2 protein-coding genes are annotated in these 1505 nt (G+C 69.0%); both read right to left on the bottom strand.

Going from position 1 to position 1505, the window contains the following annotated elements:
- On the bottom strand, positions 1 to 268 hold a 268-nt coding region (locus tag MJD61_16955; protein MCG8556952.1), incomplete at its 3' end, for a hypothetical protein.
- 156 nt (positions 269 to 424) lie between these two features.
- On the bottom strand, positions 425 to 1505 hold a 1081-nt coding region (locus MJD61_16950), incomplete at its 5' end, for a hypothetical protein (GenBank protein MCG8556951.1).

Raw genomic sequence — 1505 nt, 5'->3', positions numbered from 1 at the left:
GGGCGCGCAGCGCTTCGAGCGCATCGGATTCGCTCTTGGCGGGGGGAAGCTCGAGTGCCATCTCCCCGAGCAGGGCCTCGGGCAGCGTCGAGTGCACCAGATCGTCAAGAGAAGGGCATTCGATAGCTGCCAGCAGCTGTTCGATCTCGGTCGGAGTGGAGCCAAGATGGCGGTCCACGAACCGTGGGTAGCGAGCGTTGCCGGGCGATGGCGGGGCGGGGTTCATGCGCGTCACTCCTGTACGTCGGGCACCGACTTTAGCCTGCATCGGTCACCAACTTCGAGGCGAATCGTCGGAGGCAGCCGCGATAGCAGCCCCGGACGCCAGAGGAGCTCTCGGCGCCACGCCTTTCGTGACTCCGGGGGCAAGCGGCCGCTTGGCTCCGGCGATGCAGCGGAGCGCGGCGTGCTCCGGGCGACCCCGTTATTGCCTGTAGGGGTTCAAGTCCAATTCAGGCAGGGGATCAGGCTCGGGGCTGGTCTGTTCGCCGCTGCCACGCGGACTCTGGTTGCTGTGCCGGGAGCCCGCAGGCCGCGATCGGGCGGCCGATCGTCTGCGGCCCGCCGCCTTGGGGCGCTCCACCTTGGGCCGCGGTCGAGCCTTTTGTAGGTCCGAGCGCGATGCACGGCGCGAGTTCGAAACCGGGGGAGTGCGGCGGGGTCTAGCTGCGGGCGCTCTAACGTCCGCAGGCGGCGGTCCCGTTTGCGCCGGGCGTACGCGTGGAAGCGCCCGAGAAGTCGGCAAGGGCGGCGGGCCATCCGGCAGCGCTCGCGAGGGTTGGTCCGCAGGGTTCGGGGTCACTGTCTTGGATGCGGCGTTGTTGTGCACGGCGTTGGGCGCGGTAGTGCCGGGGCCGATCGGCGCGTGGATAGTACCCGGCTGCTGTTGTGGGGCAGGAGATAACAGGTCGCGCAGGCCTGCACCGTCGGTGGCCACGACCCATGCCGCGCCGCCAAGGACGGCCACAAAAACGCCCCAGGCAAGCCAGGTGCCCAGGGTCGGCCGCCGAACGCCCGCCAGCGCTGCCAGTTCAGCCTGGGTATCGGTACTGGTGAAGCGGCTGCCCGTGCCGCTGTGCGATGATCCGCCGTGGCTTCCCTCGGTCTGGCGAAAGATGCCGCTCGACGAGGGATCGGAGGGTCTGCGGGGCAGGGAAGGCTCCGAGAGCTCGACCAGCTCGAGCGCGCTCGACACCTCCTCGGCGTCCCCGATGGACTCTAGGCCGGTCCTGATTATGGCTTGATCGCGGGTCAGTTTCTCGTAGGCGAAGCGACGCACGCAATCGCGCACCTTGCGGTGGGATGCCAGGCCGCCAATCCGCCGAACGCCTTCCTCCAGCGCGTCGGCGAACTCGTCGGCGTCGGCAAAGCGTCGCTTGGGATCCCGGGCCAGAGCGCGATCCAGCAGCGGGTCGAGCTCCGCCAACGCCGGGTCGATCTTCGACGGGGTGGGAATGGGCTCGTGCAGCAGCTTGTGCAGCGTCACGGAGGCAGTGGGTGCCCGG

The sequence above is a fragment of the Pseudomonadota bacterium genome (assembly GCA_022361155.1).
Lineage (GTDB): Bacteria > Myxococcota_A > Polyangia > Polyangiales > JAKSBK01 > JAKSBK01.
This window is presented reverse-complemented; position numbering and strand designations above follow the sequence as displayed.